This window comes from Bradyrhizobium sp. P3_C3, assembly GCF_056402655.1.
In genome coordinates, this window is record NZ_JBFUGY010000006.1 from 1 (window position 1) to 16,617 (window position 16,617).

Sequence of the window (16,617 nt, forward strand, 5' to 3'; positions counted from 1 at the left end):
CGGCCCCACCGTGGTCGAGAGCTTCGGATCGACCAGCCTGACCGAGCTTGGCACGCACTTCTATCTTTACGACGGCAGCGGCACGGGCCCATCGCTCAAATATCAGGGCGCCGACTATGTCGACGGTCAATTCGGTTCGATAACGCCGATCGGCGCCGAGCAGACGGCGAGCGGATACGAGGTCGCCTGGAAGCAGCCAGGCGCCGATCAGTATTCGGTGTGGCTCACCGACAGCAATGGAAACTACCTTTCGAATGCGCTGACCAGCGTGTCGGGAGCAAGCGCTGCGCTGCAATCGATCGAGACCAGCTTCCATCAGGATCTCAACGGTGACGGTTACCAGGGCATCGTGCTGGATGGAAGTTCAGGCGGTCAGACGCTCGCCGCTGGTAGCAGTCCGACGACGCTAATCGGCGGCCCTAACGATATTTTCACTGGGGGCAGCAGCGCCGACACGTTCGTGTTCCGGCCGGACTTCGGTGCAAACACCGTGAACAATTTCACGCCAGGAACGGACGTACTCCAATTCGATCATTCGATATTTTCCGATGCGAATGCAGCTCTGAGCGTCGCCCAGCAGGTGGGATCAGACGTGGTCATTGCGCATGACGGGTCAAACCTGGTGACCCTTCACGACGTGCAATTGGCTGCCCTGCTGCCCGCATCGGACTTTCATATCGTCTGAGTTTGCGCTCGACGTGTTCGTCGACGGCACGCACCCTCTTGCCCGCCGCGCGGGCTGCTGCATCCGACYGCGCCCTACAGCCTCGGCCGAAAGGTACCGAAGCACCCAATATTTAATCCTCACTTTTCGGTTGCGAAATTAAATCTTTTAATATTTAATTGGAGCGGCTCTGAACTGGCGAATTTGGCCGAATATGACCGCGCTCGTTCCTTGGGCGAGCGTCATTGTTCTGCGAATCGCACCAACAACATTCACGGTGCAACGAGTGTTATTCGGCAATCTGGAAGTTTCATTCTCTCAGCAGGCGGGCCGCGGACGAATGGCGCGCCAGAATCCGTATTTCGGGTTCGGCGGCATTCTTGGGCGCGAAGGGCCGGTCTGGGGGGCCCGCGCTATTCCGACAGTAACAAAGGCCTTCGTGGTTTTGCTTCAAGCAAAAATTGGAGGTTGTGCAGGCAACAGTGCCGGAACTGATGAGACCTTCCCCAAGACAAAATGCGTCGGGGCCTTTGCCGCAAATATGGACGCGCCCATGGACCCGGGAGAATCATGATGCTCGACGCGACAAATAGCAGGCTTTCCGTCGTCGACCAGGAAGATCAGCAGCCCCCTTGGCGAGACGGGACAGGCTTGAGGACGTTGATCGAGAAACTTCGTCATCACCGGCGGATGATGATGGTTCTGACGCTGGTCGGCGCCACCGTCGGATCGGTAGCGAGCCTCGCATACGTTACCGTCAGAGTCCCCGCGTTCTCTGCTTCATCGGACATATTGATTTCGAACACGACGCTGCAGTTGTCTGGCACGGACGCGGTCGTGACCCAGATCCTGGTCGAGAATTCGCTCATCCAGAGCGCGATCGAAGTGTTGAGATCCGGGAGAGTGCTTGGCCGCGTGGTCGACAAGGTCGGATGGGATGAGATCGAGCAAAAATTGCCGAGATCATCATATGCCTTGCCCTGGAGCGACTTTTTTCGCGAGCCGGAGTCCTCGGACACCAGCAGGAGACAGTCGGCGATAGCGTTGTTGCGGTCCAACATGACCGTCGTACGTGTGGGCACAAGCCAAATTGTCTCGCTCGGCGCGAGAGCGTTGACCGCAGTGGACGCGGTGACGCTCGCGAATGAGATTGGTGGAGCATTCGTTCAGGAACTGTACGATGCGAACGCCGTCATCACCACGAACGCTGCCTTGCGGGAGCGGATCAAGGTGCTCGGTCCGACGGCCCGGATCATTAGCGAGGCCGTTCCGCCGAAATGGAAGGATCCACCCAGGGCTGCAGTCGCCATGCTGCTCGGCATCTTGCTCGGCGGCGCCGTGGGCGCGGGAAGCGGCCTCGCCTTTACCATGCTGGATCGGCGCTTGCGCGCTGCAGAGCGGCTCGCCGCCCTGACTTCGGTCGAATGTTTCGGATACGTGCCCCTGGTCGACCCACAATCTTCGTTGCTATCGGAGCCCGACTACAACTTTGATCTGCAGTCCATATTGAGGCGGTCCGTACTGCGCCGCGTGCGCTCCGCGGTGCTTGAACGGTCGACAAGGGTGCCTCGCATTGTCGGCGTGACGTCCTGCAGCGCCGCCGAGGGGAAGACGACGCTTGCCGCCAACCTGGCCCGGTTCATTGCGCGTGAAGGCTCGCGCGTGCTTTTGATCGATGCATGTCGTCCCGATGCGGCGCGCGGTCCGGGACAAGGCGACGTACCAGGTCTTCAGGAATTGCTGCGGGAAACGGCCGCCCTGGACGACGTCATCGTGGACAACATTTGTCTCAACCTCGATTTTCTGCCGAGTGGAAAAGCCCTTGGCGATCTCGACCTGCTGTGGGGCAATCTCGTTCATGCCGTCAACGACGGGCGCGAGCGCGGTTATGAATGGGTCATTCTCGATCTGCCCGAACTTGCAACAGCGATCGATGTGCGCGCCGCAGGTCAGGTCTTCGACGACCTCCTGATCGTGGTGGAATGGGGCCGCACCTCGGAGGGACAGCTCCAGCAAGGGCTCCGCGCGCTGGGATCCTTGCGGGACAGAATCGTCGGTACGGTCATCAACAAGGCGCCATGGACTTCGATCGATTCCGAGACGCCAAGCCTGGCTCAGGCCGGCGGCCGGCTTGCGACGAGCATCGATCCGAAATCGTGGACGGCGAGGTACATCTATGATCACGAAAAGATTCAGTGATATTGCGATGGCCTTGAGCCTCGCGCTGATCTTTGCCGCGCCGCCGGCGTCGGTCCTGGCCGGCGATTACAAGCTCGGAGTATCCGATCGGGTCAAGATCAAGGTGCAGGAATGGCCGGATCTCGCCGGCGAGTACGCGGTCAATCCCGACGGTGTCGTTTCGTTGCCCCTGATCGGGAACATCAATGTGGCCGGCCGCAATCTCAACGATCTGGCGCGCGAGATCTCCGACCGCCTGCAGCAACGTTCAGAGGGCGCACAGCGGACTTTCGCTGCGGTCGAAATCTCTCAGTACCGCCCTTTCGCAATCCTGGGAGACGTTCAAAAGCCCGGTCAATATCCGTATCGGCCGGGTCTTACGGTGCTCGAGGCGATCAGCGTCGCGGGCGGGTATTATCGACCTGAGTTGGGGGTCCTCCGGCTTGGCGCGAGCAGCGACTTCACCAGCCAATCGGCCAAGCTGAACCGGCTGATCGCCCGCGAGGCGCGGCTGATCGCGGCGATCGATGGACGCGAGGATATTCCCCTGCCGCGGGAATTTGCGAAGAAGAACGATCCCGAGATCGCAGCGATCATGAAAAACGAGCAAGCCGCACTCGCGCTGGAAACCGAGATGAAGCGCATTGAACAGGCGGGATTGGAGACGATCAAGTCGCTGTATCAAAACGAGATAGGCTCGCTTGGCGGACAGGTGGGGGCTCTCGTACAGGAGAAGGAAAGTATTGGGACACAGCTCAACCAGCTGCGTGCGATGGCTGCAAAAGGCCTTGCGCTTTCCCCGACAATGTTTGCCCTCGAGCGATCGTTTGCCCAAGTCTCGAATGAGCAGATGAGCGCGGAAACGGCCATTGTGAAAGCCAAAGAGAACATCTCGTTGGCCGAACAGCGTGTCAGCGACCTTCAGCAACAGAGACGGCGCATCGCAACGACGGAGTTGGAGAAGGCAAGAGACGATATTGTCGATGCGCGCGCAAAAATCATGGCGGCAACGCAGGTGCTTGGGATAGTTCAGGCCAGCGTGCCCGGCGATGCGCCTGATCGTTCATCAAAGAACGCCCAGCGGGCCAGTTTCACTATCCTTCGAAAAGAGGGTGAGGCAATGCGGGAGATTGTGGGGGACGAAGTGACGCTTGTGGCCCCGGACGATGTCATCAGGGTCGTTCCGAATAACCTCGTCAACCTCTCGCGGGCGGCCCCACCGGAACGCTAGGCCCCGGCGACCGCTCCCATGAATCGGAGAGCCTTTTCCGCTCCGATTGAATCGGAACGGAGGCTAAACGTTCTCTGGCATTACAGCTGCATTTGTCGAGAGATGAGCGCGGCGAGCACCGGCCTGGTGTCTCCGCCGCCAGAAATTCAGTGGCAGGTCAGATCCGAAACTCTTCGATTTTGCGTCCCGACTTCTTCGCGGCAACCAACCAGCGGGGAAGCTTACCGCGGCCGGACCAGGTTTCGGAGGTCTGCGGGTTGCGATATTTCGGCAGCACCCGTGGATACTTGCGACGCCGTTTCGCGTCGCTCGGCTGGGCCTCGCCCGGCTGAACGATGGCGCCCATTCCGCGGTCAAGGACGGCCAGGCGCTTCTCCAACTCATGCTTTTCCGCCTTGATCCGGGCCGCCAGGATCGCACTGATCTTCTCGTGGAGCGACCAGAGGTCGTCTAACGACATAGACTCGAGCTCGAGCTTTTTCTTCGACAACATTCCGACGCCCTGTAGAATCAATTCGGGTTTCAATATTGCCGCACCCCCGAATAATCAAGAGGGTACCAGATTGTTACCAACAAGAACAAAAATAGTCATTTAAGTCGGCGACCCGAACCGCAACTTCAACGAGCCGCCGGAGGCAAACTCTCCAAATTCGGGTGCGATTGCACGTAGCCGATGCGTGATCGACGCCCCGCGGTTCCCGGCTCAGCCGGCCTCCGCAACGCATGAACGGCCGCAACTGGCGCCGAATGCCCCGCTGGAGCACGATCTGCGCCATGAGAGAGGGCTGCGCGGTCGATGGAACAGCAAAACGACACATATATTTATGAAAGCCGACGACGCTAAAGGCAATTTAAATCCGCGAGCGCAACAAAAATCCATTTATAATAAGCAACCGCCTGATCTAACCGGATATTTCTGCTTCATTAAACTTAACCCGACAAACGTCAAAAATTCAAAAATAATAGTTCCATTAATACAAATAAATTATATAATTTAATCTTCGAATGTTTAATTAGTGTGCGGTGTTTATCCCGCTTTCACCCGGCGCACGCCTGGCATTGAGGCAGCCCCGACCATAATCGCAACCTTGAATAGTGACGAGAATGCATAAATTGGATCTAGACGCCATGGATCTTGATGAACTCTGGCGCCTGCATGAGCAGCTCACGCACATTCTCTCGGAAAAAATTAGTGCAGAGAAGCTCGAACTTGAAAAGCGTCTCGCACAGCTCAACAGGGCCGAGCCGATCGGCGAGACCAAGGGTCCCTCCCCCGAGAAGCAGACCGACCGGCCTCCACGACGCAGATATCCAAAAGTTCTGCCGAAATACAGCAACCCGGCGGCTCCGGAGGAAACCTGGTCCGGCCGCGGAAAACAACCCCGCTGGGTCGTCGCAGCACTCCAATCTGGGCGCCGGCTTGAGGAGTTCCGGATATCCGATCGCGATCAGCCGCCCAGGGATGAGACCGACCACGGCCAATCCTGAAACGCGCCGCTCAAAATGGGACTAGATCAACGCCCGTGGAGGCTTGCGGGTGCGCCGGAGATCCTTGGCAAGGCTGCTGCGAATGCCTGAAATCTCGCCAAGGAGAACGTCACAGAGCTCGATTCGCGTGGTGACCACATTCGCGCTTGTGGTCACGTCTGTCAGGGTATGAAGCTGGACGTGGGCCTGCCTGATAATGCTTAAGGAATCGCTTACCGAACAGCTGGACGACGTCCTCAAATCGCTCATCGTTGCCATGAAGGCCTCCACCTCAAATAGCTTTCGATCGTTCTCTGCGCCCCGCCCGCCTCGGCTCGGGGCTTTGCTCATTGTAGTGTGTTGAGTCTTCCGAGTTGCGCGCGGGCGATTCACCAATCGACGAGCAGAAGATGCTGTAAGCGTAGCCGCGTTAATAGGCATTCCAGTACACCTTTCTAGAAAATAGGGTCATGACTATAATTTTGAGATCGAGCAGGAGTGACCAGTTGTCGATATAGTGCAGATCATGCTCCAGACGGCGCTGCATCTTCTCGAGGGTATCGGTGTCGCCGCGGTACCCATTGACCTGAGCCCAGCCCGTAATGCCGGGCTTGACGTTGTGACGACGGTTAAACGACGAGATCAGCTTAGCGAAGTTCTCGTTTTGCGCAGTTGGATGGGGACGAGGCCCGACCAATGACATGTCGCCGGCCAAGACGTTGAACAACTGCGGAAGCTCATCGATATTGGTTTTGCGCATGAGCCGTCCCAGACGGGTCACACGTGGATCGTGTCTGGTGACTGGCTTGAAATTGTCACCCTCCTCCATCACGGTCATCGATCGGAATTTCAGCACACGAATGGGCTCGTTGTTGTAGCCGTGCCGCGTCTGGCGAAAAAACACCGGCCCATGGGACTCGAGCTTGATGGCGAGCGGAGCAATAATGAAGAAGGGGCTAGCCAGAATGAGACCAGCGATCGCAGCGGCGACGTCGAACGCTCGCTTGATTGCTCGATTGAATGGAGTAAGGGGCGACTGGAAGATCCGCATCGTCACCATGTTGCCGAACTGGGTGATCCGTGACACGGCCATGAGATCGATAGATCCAACGGGGACGACGTGAACGTCGACCGGCAGGTCTGATAGTGCGCTGGCGAGCGCAAGCGCAGATGGAACATCCGGCTCTGAAGTCAAAATGACAATGTCATCAGCTCGGAGAGGCCGGCACTCCGTAACCAGTTGGCGGGCATTAGTTAGCCCTCGGACCGCATCGGGACGCGCCGGCCCCGAACGATCTGCGCGAACCATCGGAAAGTCGAAGGAGTGGATCGTCCGTATTGCGGTGATCATTGCTCGCGTGGAAAAATCCAGGCAGTGAGCCGGATCTCCAACAAGGATAACGCGCCTGGCGTCGATCATCCCTGACGCAATGGCACGCTGCAGCAACGAGAACCATATTGTCCGTGAGCAGAGGACTGCGAGCATGACACTCACGCCTTGGACGATGACGGTAGCGCGCGAGTAGTCTGCTGAGATCTTCAGAACGAATATCGTTGAGATAAAGAAGGAGAATACGAGCAAGACAGCACTGGCGCCACTCCACAGGAACACGTGGCGGGGCTGCGTCTGGATCCTCGAATATTGGCGGAGTGCTATTGATAGGAGCAAGTGCAACGTGGAAATCAGAAGAGATTCCGGGATGTACTGGGCGGGGTCCGGCCAATGCAGCAGCACCAGACGATAATAGAGGACGGCTGCGAACCAAGCCGCCAGGGCTACGAGCAGGAATTCGGCGCCTGCTGCAAGTACCAGGAGGGCGGATAGGGGGGAGGCCAATTTGCCTTTGCCCCAACCAACGCCTGCTGGGACTGCCGTGCGACTATCAACCGAGTGTGCCGGAAGCTGGGTAGTGCCCGGCAAATTGGTGAATGACGCATAACTCATTGCATTCCACCCAGCTGCTTCGTGTTCCTGGCGCAAGCGGTAGCATTCGGCTCACTGGGTGGAAATTGGCAAGAGTGAGTACTGAGAGGTAACCCCAATGGTTGGTTGAGCTGCTGCCGTGCGTATCTAAACTGTCGGGAAGCAGCGAAATGGCGAAGCGGCCCGTCGTCAATGAGGACTGGGCGGTGGCCCTTTGCGGATCGCCTGTCTGGACCGTCGTCCGACGGTAGCCTCGTCGACACGGCCCTCCGAGGACGAATTTGAAGGAGGGAGGTGAATGGCGACGCTGCCGACACAAAGCATCGTCGGCCCACCATTTCGAACGGAGAATACCATGCGTAAATATGATAGTTGCAAACGCGTTTTGGTCACCGGAGGCGCCGGCTTCTTGGGCTCTCATTTAATTGATCGACTGCTGTCCGACGGCCATGAGGTTGTCTGCGTAGACAATCTATTTACCGGAACCAAGCACAACATTGAGCGTTTGTACGCACACCCGCGCTTTGAATTTCTGCGTCACGATATCACCTTTCCCTTGCAGATCGAAGTTGACGAAATCTACAATTTGGCTTGCCCCGCATCGCCAGTCCAATACCAGCACGATCCGGTACAGACCACGAAAACGTCGGTACACGGCGCCATAAACATGTTGGGCCTCGCCAAGCGGCTGAGATGTCGAATTTTGCAGGCTTCGACAAGCGAGGTTTATGGCGATCCCACCGTTCATCCTCAAACCGAGGATTATTGGGGCCATGTGAACCCCATTGGCCCTAGGTCCTGTTATGATGAGGGAAAGCGTTGCGCCGAAACGTTATTCTTCGATTATCATCGGCAGTGCGGTGTCGACATCAAGATCGCTCGTATCTTCAATACATACGGGCCGCGGATGCATCGGGCTGACGGTCGAGTCGTTTCCAATTTCATTATTCAGGCACTCAGCGGCAAGCCAATTACGCTTTACGGTGAGGGCAACCAAACTCGTTCATTCTGCTACGTGGATGACTTGATTGATGGTCTAGTGCGCCTGATGGACAGTCAGGCTTCGTTCACTGGACCGGTCAATCTTGGAAATGACACAGAATTCACGATTCGAGAGCTCGCGGAACTGGTTCTCGCGGAAACCGGCTCCTCGTCAAAACTCGTCCGTCTACCGTTGCCCCGCGATGATCCAAGGCAGCGTCGACCGAATCTTTCCCTCGCCAAGAGGGAATTGGGCTGGCAACCGACCATCCGGCTGCAAGACGGACTGAAGCCAACTGTTGCATTTTTCCGCGGCGACGAGGCGCGCCGATCGCACGAGGAGAAGCCGCATCCGATCGCCGCCGAATAGCGGCTCGCGCTGCGTGAAGCTCAGCAAGCGGGCTAGTCCCACCACGCCGTGCCAGATACTGCCATAGTTCACCTCCGATCGAGATGAAGCAGGCCACCGGGCTTTGACGACGATCGGGAAGCTCGCAAATTCGGTAAATTAGTATATATCCTGAGATCGACGTGGGGCATCGCGTGCTCGGTGGCACGCCTATCTGGCGGCAAAGCGCGTACAGCATCTCTTTGTTCGCGAGATTTCGCGCCATGCCGGTCGATATGTCGGGAATACGAACGACTGTCGCAGCGCTGCGGACTCTTCGGCGACCAGGATCGCACGCAGATCATCCGTAGGAATAAGAATTGTGGGTTTGTTGAGTCTTTTGCCGATCCTCGCCAACCTATCGAGCATCTGCTGCTTTGGCAGGTGACTTGCGTTCCAGACAAAGCTTCCTCTCAGGTATCTTGGAAATCCCCGCCGGGCCAGGTGATCTTGAAAGTGTATACGGGTAACCCAACCGCCCGAGGCTTCGAATAATGCCAAGCCCGCGGATTAGTGAACGGGGGCGCAGGTGGCGATTGAACGTCGGGAGAAGATGCAGATTGGAGGAACGACTACGACACGCCTGATGGCACCGGAATCCATGACTTCATTCATGTGGTCGATCTCGCATCCGGGCATTGGAGTACCTTGCGCCACCTCAGCCAGCCTGGTGTGCTGACGGTCCAATCTTGGAACGGGCAACGGCAGTAGCGTTCTGGACGTTGTTCGCACATTCGAAGCGGCGAGCGGGCGGACAATCCCCTATGAGATCGGGGAGCGCCGGGCCGGTGATGTCGCCGTCTGCTATGCCGACCCGACCCTTGCGAAAGATGCGCTGGGCTGGACGTTGACGCGGTCGTTGCAGCAAATGTGTGCGGACCATTGGCGCTGGCAATTGCAGAACACCAACGGCTATCGTGCCAGCGAACTCCCGAAGGCCCGGGAGCGGTCCAGGCATCTCCGCCGTCATGGCTGAGCGCGCCCGCCCAAGGTGTTGACCGAGCACCGGAGGCACGGCCGGAACATCACCGGCACCGTGCTTACGGTGGAGGTTGGTAAACCGCCTGACCGTCGCGGCGGCTGACGTGCGCCGTTGCGGCTCGCCGCGTTTTAGAGAAGGTGCCGATCCGTGTGAGGCATTTGACTAGCAAGAAGCCTTGGCGAGCCAGATCAGCAAGGACGTTCGCGTGTCAACGGGTCGGGATCGGCAAATTGCGCCATCATCCGGTCAGCCGCGGCGGACAGCGCGAAGCCAACGCAGGCCGAGAGCGCATCGACCACAAAATCCTCAAACCTCGCGTGCCGTCCCGGCACCCATAATTGCATAATTTCAAGCAGGCCGATCAGGGCAACGGCGACCGCCGAAACAGTCCAGCGCCGCTGCGGATAGGCGAGCCCGAAGAAAATCCCGATCAGAAGGAAGGCGAGCGCGTGATCGCCCTGCTGTCCGAGCACAGGGTGAGGCCGAACGTCCTGAGGTCCCAGCGTTACGAAAGTGACGGCGACCGCGAGCAGCCACGCGACGAGTCGAAGAAGAGCGGCAATAACCACTAAAGCGCCTCGACTGGTAGCCCCAGCCGGGGCTCTTTCATTTCTGAGATTCGATCTCAAGAGCATGTTCCCTCCACCCACCGCAAACTGCAACATCAATACTCGTAACCCTTCAGCAATACTCTTCGTACGCTTGCGCCAAGGCCGCGAACATTGAACGATCGAGTCGGCTGGAGCGCTCCCAGCTTTGATCAGATCGACCTGCCAGTTTCCACGCTGAGTACGGCACTGCAGCAGGGCTGTCGTCTGCAGTGGCATTGATCTAGGTAGCGGCGTCGGTTGCTCTGAGGCAATCCGATGTCCTGCTGCGGAAACCCATTCGGCCAAATTCATGCCCGCCTAAGCGGCGGAACACCAAGTCAAAGGTTACCACCTCCTCCTGACACATGCGTGCAGAATTCCTGATGTGCGTGGACGAAAGGAGAGTACTACGAAGGGATCGGGCGCTGAGCCAAAATCCGGACGTGGCACTCCTGCAACGCCTCGACGCTGCGGGCTTACGCGCTCGCTCTGGATCGGCACACGGCCGGCTGGCGGTTGGGACAGGCTGCCCGGCAGGGAGTACCCATCCATCGCAGTTGTTCTAAAGCGCTGTTTCTTGGTGCAATGGCGATCCAGCAAGGCGCTACTCCAGGAAGGCGCTCCTCGGAGACCAGCTTGTCGATTAGTCGCACGCAGGCCATTGATTGGGACGGCAAAACCCTGAGCGGCTGGGTAAACCTCGACGGAACGCCGACGAAAGTATCAACAGACCGGGAAACAATACATAGCCAAGCGCCTGGCTTTAGTGACGCACTCAACCGCGAAATCGGCCGGCATCGGGATGAGATATTCGAGAAGCTGCTGCCCTTCTTCAAGCGGCAAAGCGAGATTTCTAGCACGGTTGATTGTGTTGCACGTGACGATTGTCGACCCGTTTGTTTCTGCAAACGGCCTACCAACCTGTAGTCGCGAAATACACGGGAAGGAACTTTGAGCGGTTTACGCTTCGATGGGGCACATTCCGTAGCCTAACCCAAAAGTGGTGGGGAGGGTCCTGTAAAGATGGAGGGCATAATGACACATCTGAAGGAAGTCGCATCGCTACGCGATAGGTGATTGCAGATGGGTCGCACCGTCATGCTCAACGAGGAAGTGAAGCTCTCCCTCACACGGGAAAGATGTGCACCCCTGTGGATGGCAGCGGTCATGCTCGCTATAACTATAACATGGGCGTCGGAAACGGAGGCCTCCCCGGATCAGGCGCGGCACCCCGCAGACGCGCAACAGGCGACGACTGCCCGCAATCTCGGTTCTGACGAGTTCGACACCTTCCTGCCGCGCCCAGGCGGCCGCGATAAATCGATACAGCTTGCGCAAGCGACGACTGGCGACACAGGAGCCCTGCAGCAACCTCCAGAACGGCAACTCGACTGGACAGAGTCACTATCTTGCGAACTTGCCCTCGCAAGGCGCGACATTGCGTTGCTGCAACATCTCGAGCAGGAGCACGATCGGGCCGAGTGGCTGGTGCAAGGTCTTGACGCTGAGCGGCGCGAAGTCGAAATCCAAAAGGCGTTGCTAGCGAAGGCCGTCGAGGAAGCGTCCCGACTGAAGGAAGCTTCCCGCCTGAATCAAGCGGGCGAGAGTAACCCGGCTGAGCTGCAGGCATTGCTGCAAGAGGAGCGCGAGCGGTCGGCGCGGCTGGAGCAGGATCTCGCAGCCGCGCGGCGCGATGTCGAAACCCAGACTGCGCTGGCGACGAAAGCAAGTGAGGAAGCCTCCCAGGTGAAACAGGCGGCGGAGAGCAGCGTGGCGGAGCTGAAGAAGTCACTGCAGCGGGAACGTGAGCGGTCAGCGCGGCACGAGCAGTATCTCGCAGCCGCGCGGCGCGATGTCGAAACCCAGACTGCGCCGACGAAAGCAGGTGCGGAAGCTTCCCAGCTGAAACAGGCGGCGGAGAGCAGCGTGGCGGAGCTGCAGAACAGCGTGCAACAGGAGAGCGAGCGCTCGGCGCGGCTGGAGCAGGATCTTGCAGCCGCACGACGAGATATCGATGCGCAGACGGCGCTGGCCGCAAAGGCGGGCGACGAAGTCGGCAGGCTGACGCTAGCAGCAAAAGCTGACGCCGCAGAGCAGAAACGGTCGATGCAGAAGGAGCACGAGAGAGCCGATGCGCTGGCGCAGGATCTCTCGATGGCACGCACCAAGATCTACGCTTACGAAGCTCAAGCGGCCAAGGCCAGCGAGGACGCGGCACAGCTCAAAAAGACCGAGGCAAGCGCCACCGCCGACTTGGAGCAATCGCAGCAACGCGAACGCGAGCGGGCCGAGCAACTGGCCCGCGATCTCGCGAAGGCAAGCCGTGATCTCGACGTGGAGACCCAGCGGGCGGCCAAGGCGAGCGAGGAAGTCATACGGATCAAGCAGGCCGAAGAGCGAGACTCGGCTGAGCTGCGCAGTTCGTTGCAGCGTGAGCGCGAGCGGGTCGAGCGACTAGAAAACGATCTCGTACTGGCGCGTCATAACAACGACGCGCTTTTGGCGAAATATTCCGCCGCTGCGTTCCAACTGGCAACCACGGGCCGGGCCGGGCGCGAGGCGCCGCCCGCCGCGCCGGAACCACCGGTCCAGAATCAGCCTGTACAAGACGAGCCAGTCCAAGACAAGCAAGCACAAGACAAGCCGATCCAAGACCAGGCCATAGCAGCGCGCAGCACGGGCGATGCGCAGTTCAATCCCGACGAAGGGCTTCAGGTAGCGAGGCTGTTGGCGCGTGCGGGCTTGCTGCTCGAACAGGGAGACATCGGCGCGGCGCGGATCGTGCTGGAGCACGTCGCCGCGATGGGGAATGCGCAGGCAATCTTCGCGCTGGCGGAAACCTACGATCCGCTGATCCTTCCCAACTTTGGAACGTATGGAACGCGCGGCGACGCGACCAGAGCCCGAGATCTTTACGCGCAGGCCGAAGCTGGGGGAATCAAGGAGGCGAAGGCGCGGTTCGAAGCGTTGCGTCGATAGCAGATCTCATCGAGCCGCTTTCCGAACCAGTCATTCGCAGCCAGGGATCGAAAGCGCCGGCTCAGATGCAGCATATGTAGAGGAGTTTGTCGATGAAAAGGCTTATCGGATTCCGTCGGCTGCTCTTACTCGCGGCGTTCGCACCATTGCTCCTGTCAATTCAGCTGTCTATTCAATCTTGGGCAGCTGCGCGGCCGCTGGATAATCGGCCTCACAAGGTCCGACTGACACGGCCCGCGCCGCCGCAGCCGAGGCCCGAGGTCATGTCCATGAACGCCTGGACGATCGGCCTGGCGGGAGGCCTCCTCGAGGGCGCGCCGATCCGCTTAGCAGCGGAAATGGCCCGTGTGGTCGACGATGGGGATAATTTGCATGTTCTGCCGGTCGTTACGCGCGGGGCCGCCGAAAACCTGAACTCCCTGCTCTATTTGCGCGGCATCGATGCGGCGATCATCAATTCCGACGCCCTCGAGGAATACAAGAGCCAGGTGCCGGACATTCAGCGACGAATTGTGTATGTCCTGAACCTGTTCCCGTCCGAGTTGCACATCTTCGTTCGTCCGGAGATTCGGAGTCTGAACGATCTCGCTGGCAAGAAGGTCAATTTCAATACGCAGGGCACCGCCGCGGCGTATTCGGGCCCGCTGATCTTCAGCCGCCTCAATCTCGAGGTCGAGAAGACATTCATTCCGCACCAGGTCGCGCTTGAGCAGATGCGCAAGGGCGAGATGGCAGCCGTCGTGTTTATTACATCGAAGCCGGTGGATGCTTTCGTGAAAGGCCGGTGGGAGCCAGGCTTCAAATTCCTGCCCGTCCCATACGAGAGCAAGTTCGAGGACTACTATCTCCCCGCTGCCCTCGATGCGACCGACTATCCCAATCTGATCAAGCAGGGCGAACGGATTTCCACGATCGCCGTGCCGACTGCTCTGGTCGCCTTCAATTGGCCTGCAGGGTCAAATCGGTCTGAGCGCGTCTCGCGCTTCATCGATCACCTGTTCTCGCGGATCGACAGATTGCAGGCGCCGGGTTTCGATCCCAAGTGGAAATCCATCAACCTGGCTGCGACGGTTCCGGGTCTCGCGCGCGTCCCAGCGGCGCAGGCGTGGCTGGATCGTCAGCCCCGCGCAACACAAGCATCGCAATGAAACGCGCAGCGTTCCTTCTTCTTATTGCACTCGGGGGTACAGGCGGCACTGCGTTGGCCCAGGATCCCATGGCACAGCTGCGCTCCTGCCTTCAGAAGGAACACGCGGAGCGCCTCGGGTGTCTGAATAAACTGACACGTACCATCGCGCCTCAACATCGCCTGACGCCCGAAGACGACTGGATCGTCGGCCAGACGACCTCCCCCATAGACTACTCACCGATCGCGACCGCTACGACATCGTCGCGCAGCGGGACCGGCGAGTCCGTGATGCAGCTATCGATTCGCTGTCGCGGCGGCCGGACGGAGCTGGTGCTCGCGGGACCCGGCATCTCCCGTGGAGGCGGTGATGATGCAATTTCCTATCGCGTCAATGATAATCCGGCGGTGCAGGTCGCAGCAGCCGTGCCGGCATTCGGTCCTGGCGTCGCGTTTGCCGGGGATGTTGTTCGATTGGTGCAGTCGCTTCCGGACAGCGGAGACCTTATTGTCCTCTTCTCACCACGGGGCGGGGCTGCCCATGACGGCGCATTCTCCCTCGCCGGGCTGGACGCGACGCGAGCAAAAATGGCCACGACGTGCAAATGGCCGCGTGCGATCGCGACACCAAATCATTGACGGCATGCAAATGATCTTCTTCGATGGAGGCGTATAATGACCAGATTTCATCACTTTGCCAAAGCGGCCGCGATGGGAGCGATCGCCGTTCTGGTTTCCACATCCTTTGCGGCAGCGGAACAGGGCGGAAAATACTGGACACCGGCAGACGGCCAACCTGTCCTGTATAGAGCGAGCCATGCCAGGCAACACATGGCGAAGCAGACGACGGCGACGCGAAAACAGTCCGCGTTTGCCCGTATGGCCGATCCGGCCCCAACGAAGAAGAGAGAACATCACCTGGTCCTGCAGGTGAATACCAACGATACCGCGGCGATGAATCTCGCGCTCAACAACGCAACCAACGTGGCGCAATATTACAAGGACGCTGGCGAGAAGGTGAAGATCGAGGTTGTCACGTTCGGGCCCGGCCTGCACATGCTGCGTGAAGACACATCGCCGGTAAAGCCGCGCATCGAGGAGATGGCCCTGAGCACGCCTGAGGTTTCGTTCAAAGCCTGCGGCAACACCCAGGAGAAAATGCACAAGGCCGAGAATAAGGACATACCGATTGTTCGGCAGGCGGAGGTCGTAAAGTCGGGCGTCGTGCGCGTGATGGAATTGCAGGAGATGGGCTGGACCTACGTCAAGCCGTAAGCCGGAGGGCCGGCCATCCATTTTCCAAAAGAGCGAACAACATCCAGGCGGGGTGCGAGGGCGAGCCTTTGCGGAGGCATTGGAGTTCATTATGGACCGACTTCGCTATTAATCGGTATCGAGACACCGAAATTGATTTCGTTGCCGAGGGAGCTTGCGAAATTAAAGAGAATTCTGTCCTAGGCGCCGGGCTGTGTTGCTTCCTCAGCACCATTGTTGAAGAGCTCGTTGACTGACGCCCAGTTGAATATGCCCCTCGTGCAATGCGCACGTTCGTTCACTGTGCCACGGGCCTGCGAGTTCGAGCAGAATTAGGTCATGCGCTGCCGGGGACACGATGTCGGGATCGGCCGAAATCGAGCTCAAGTTTCCACCGGGCTCCCGAATTCAGGTAAAGCCGACCGCCGGTCCTCGCTTGGCTGGAAAGACCGGGACCGTGATTGGCGCCGGATACTACACCAAGAGTCTCCGCGTGATCTTGGACGGATCGAAGGGCCCAATCACTCTTCATATGATGTACCTGGCGATGATCGACAATTGAATGGGCCGCATCCACGGCCCACTTGCAAGCAGGAGAGATTATCGTCAGCGAACGACACGTCCGGAGTTACCTCAGAGGTATAGTCGGCGTCTCATTCGGAGTCAGGCCGCTTTTTGGGCCGATTTCAGCCATCTGTTGTTGATTGTTCATTGCTTGGGGCAGAATCCTTCAACTCGGAGCCTGCGATGCTCAAGCAAATTGTTTTTGCGTATTGCTTGGTTGTAGTCACCTCGCTCAATTCGGAAGCACGGCCATATCGAATAGAACGCGCCACCGAATGCAATGTCACTA

The 16,617-nt window shown here is 58.7% G+C and carries 14 protein-coding genes and 1 pseudogene; 11 read left to right on the forward strand and 4 right to left on the reverse strand.

Annotated elements, in window-relative coordinates; genetic code table 11:
* The 4 genes and pseudogenes from AC1DW2_RS08855 to AC1DW2_RS08870 form a co-directional block, all read left to right on the forward strand.
* Positions 1–685: pseudogene (locus AC1DW2_RS08855) on the forward strand (Ig-like domain-containing protein); the annotation flags it as partial.
* 193 nt (positions 686–878) lie between these two features.
* Entirely contained in the window at positions 879–1,238 is a 360-nt protein-coding gene (locus tag AC1DW2_RS08860) for a hypothetical protein (RefSeq protein ID WP_477005760.1), read from the forward strand.
* Positions 1,235–2,863, forward strand: coding sequence for a tyrosine-protein kinase domain-containing protein (locus tag AC1DW2_RS08865; RefSeq protein WP_477005761.1), 1,629 nt, complete (start codon positions 1,235–1,237; stop codon positions 2,861–2,863). The genes AC1DW2_RS08860 and AC1DW2_RS08865 overlap by 4 nt, the downstream gene beginning before the upstream one ends.
* Complete coding sequence (locus tag AC1DW2_RS08870; RefSeq protein ID WP_477005762.1) at positions 2,841–4,073, forward strand: polysaccharide biosynthesis/export family protein; 1,233 nt, start codon at positions 2,841–2,843, stop codon at positions 4,071–4,073. The genes AC1DW2_RS08865 and AC1DW2_RS08870 overlap by 23 nt, the downstream gene beginning before the upstream one ends.
* A 157-nt stretch (positions 4,074–4,230) precedes the next feature.
* On the opposite strand, the gene AC1DW2_RS08875 is transcribed toward AC1DW2_RS08870, so the two are convergent.
* The gene (locus AC1DW2_RS08875; protein WP_063676974.1) at positions 4,231–4,563 is read right to left on the reverse strand and encodes an H-NS histone family protein; all 333 of its coding nucleotides are present in this window, start codon (positions 4,561–4,563) and stop codon (positions 4,231–4,233) included.
* 638 nt (positions 4,564–5,201) lie between these two features.
* Between AC1DW2_RS08875 and AC1DW2_RS08880 the strand changes: the two genes are divergently transcribed.
* Positions 5,202–5,561, forward strand: a complete 360-nt coding sequence (locus AC1DW2_RS08880) for an H-NS histone family protein (RefSeq protein ID WP_477005763.1) — start codon at positions 5,202–5,204, stop codon at positions 5,559–5,561.
* Between the two features lie 21 nt (positions 5,562–5,582).
* On the opposite strand, the gene AC1DW2_RS08885 is transcribed toward AC1DW2_RS08880, so the two are convergent.
* A complete protein-coding gene (locus AC1DW2_RS08885) occupies positions 5,583–5,819 on the reverse strand; it encodes a hypothetical protein (RefSeq protein ID WP_477005764.1) in 237 nt (78 codons plus the stop codon).
* 151 nt (positions 5,820–5,970) lie between these two features.
* A complete protein-coding gene (locus AC1DW2_RS08890; protein WP_477005765.1) occupies positions 5,971–7,485 on the reverse strand; it encodes an undecaprenyl-phosphate glucose phosphotransferase in 1,515 nt (504 codons plus the stop codon).
* Positions 7,486–7,819: 334 nt separating this feature from the next.
* On the opposite strand from AC1DW2_RS08890, the gene AC1DW2_RS08895 reads away from it, so the two are divergent.
* Complete coding sequence (locus AC1DW2_RS08895) at positions 7,820–8,815, forward strand: UDP-glucuronic acid decarboxylase family protein (RefSeq protein WP_477005920.1); 996 nt, start codon at positions 7,820–7,822, stop codon at positions 8,813–8,815.
* 1,188 nt (positions 8,816–10,003) lie between these two features.
* On the opposite strand, the gene AC1DW2_RS08900 is transcribed toward AC1DW2_RS08895, so the two are convergent.
* Positions 10,004–10,378 (reverse strand): VanZ family protein, encoded by a 375-nt coding sequence (locus AC1DW2_RS08900; protein ID WP_477005921.1) that lies wholly within the window; start codon positions 10,376–10,378, stop codon positions 10,004–10,006.
* Between the two features lie 663 nt (positions 10,379–11,041).
* On the opposite strand from AC1DW2_RS08900, the gene AC1DW2_RS08905 reads away from it, so the two are divergent.
* The 5 genes from AC1DW2_RS08905 to AC1DW2_RS08925 all read left to right on the forward strand — a co-directional run bounded on the left by AC1DW2_RS08905 (position 11,042) and on the right by AC1DW2_RS08925 (position 15,785).
* Complete coding sequence (locus AC1DW2_RS08905; protein WP_477005766.1) at positions 11,042–11,332, forward strand: hypothetical protein; 291 nt, start codon at positions 11,042–11,044, stop codon at positions 11,330–11,332.
* 156 nt (positions 11,333–11,488) lie between these two features.
* Complete coding sequence (locus AC1DW2_RS08910) at positions 11,489–13,384, forward strand: hypothetical protein (protein ID WP_477005767.1); 1,896 nt, start codon at positions 11,489–11,491, stop codon at positions 13,382–13,384.
* Between the two features lie 92 nt (positions 13,385–13,476).
* Positions 13,477–14,532: a TAXI family TRAP transporter solute-binding subunit gene (locus AC1DW2_RS08915; protein WP_477005768.1), complete on the forward strand. Its 1,056-nt coding sequence runs from the start codon at positions 13,477–13,479 to the stop codon at positions 14,530–14,532.
* Positions 14,529–15,149: a hypothetical protein gene (locus AC1DW2_RS08920; RefSeq protein WP_477005769.1), complete on the forward strand. Its 621-nt coding sequence runs from the start codon at positions 14,529–14,531 to the stop codon at positions 15,147–15,149. The genes AC1DW2_RS08915 and AC1DW2_RS08920 overlap by 4 nt, the downstream gene beginning before the upstream one ends.
* 36 nt (positions 15,150–15,185) lie before the next feature.
* Positions 15,186–15,785, forward strand: coding sequence for a DsrE family protein (locus AC1DW2_RS08925; RefSeq protein WP_477005770.1), 600 nt, complete (start codon positions 15,186–15,188; stop codon positions 15,783–15,785).
* Positions 15,786–16,617 lie beyond the last annotated feature (832 nt).

Coding starts and splice junctions, on each gene's coding strand:
- AC1DW2_RS08860 (WP_477005760.1), top strand. CDS start 879: ATGACCGCGCTCGTTCCTTGGGCGAGCGTCATTGTTCTGCGAATCGCA.
- AC1DW2_RS08870 (WP_477005762.1), top strand. CDS start 2,841: ATGATCACGAAAAGATTCAGTGATATTGCGATGGCCTTGAGCCTCGCG.
- AC1DW2_RS08925 (WP_477005770.1), top strand. CDS start 15,186: ATGACCAGATTTCATCACTTTGCCAAAGCGGCCGCGATGGGAGCGATC.
- AC1DW2_RS08910 (WP_477005767.1), top strand. CDS start 11,489: ATGGGTCGCACCGTCATGCTCAACGAGGAAGTGAAGCTCTCCCTCACA.
- AC1DW2_RS08895 (WP_477005920.1), top strand. CDS start 7,820: ATGCGTAAATATGATAGTTGCAAACGCGTTTTGGTCACCGGAGGCGCC.
- AC1DW2_RS08890 (WP_477005765.1), bottom strand. CDS start 7,485: ATGAGTTATGCGTCATTCACCAATTTGCCGGGCACTACCCAGCTTCCG.
- AC1DW2_RS08920 (WP_477005769.1), top strand. CDS start 14,529: ATGAAACGCGCAGCGTTCCTTCTTCTTATTGCACTCGGGGGTACAGGC.
- AC1DW2_RS08915 (WP_477005768.1), top strand. CDS start 13,477: ATGAAAAGGCTTATCGGATTCCGTCGGCTGCTCTTACTCGCGGCGTTC.
- AC1DW2_RS08865 (WP_477005761.1), top strand. CDS start 1,235: ATGATGCTCGACGCGACAAATAGCAGGCTTTCCGTCGTCGACCAGGAA.
- AC1DW2_RS08885 (WP_477005764.1), bottom strand. CDS start 5,819: ATGGCAACGATGAGCGATTTGAGGACGTCGTCCAGCTGTTCGGTAAGC.
- AC1DW2_RS08880 (WP_477005763.1), top strand. CDS start 5,202: ATGGATCTTGATGAACTCTGGCGCCTGCATGAGCAGCTCACGCACATT.